Here is a 340-nt window from a genome sequence, read left to right as displayed (position 1 = left end):
TTACGCTAACAGGAAAAGTTATTGACCAAGAAACTAAACAGCCTTTAGAATACGCCACCATCATTTTAAAAAACACCAAAACTCAAAAAATTTCTGGTGGAATTACAGATGTCAATGGAGTATTCAGTGTGCAAACTCCTGTTGGAAATTATACCATAAGCATTGAATTTATATCGTTCAAAGCAATTAAAATTCCAGCACAAAATCTTACAGCCGATAAAAATCTAGGAACATTTCAACTAAAAGATGATACGAATAGTTTGGATGAAGTAGTAATTATTGCCGAAAAAACAACAGTTGATATTCGTTTAGATAAAAAAGTTTTTAACATCGGAAAAGA

The 340-nt window shown here is 31.2% G+C and carries 1 protein-coding gene; it reads left to right on the top strand.

Translation table 11 applies throughout. The features are described 5' to 3' along the window. On the top strand, positions 1 to 340 hold a 340-nt coding region (locus IU405_RS00275; RefSeq protein WP_197436670.1), incomplete at both ends, for a carboxypeptidase-like regulatory domain-containing protein.

This window comes from Polaribacter sp. BAL334, assembly GCF_015767435.1.
Classification (GTDB): domain Bacteria; phylum Bacteroidota; class Bacteroidia; order Flavobacteriales; family Flavobacteriaceae; genus Polaribacter.
Note: the sequence above shows the minus strand (reverse complement) of the source record. Positions and strands in the feature narration are given on the sequence as shown.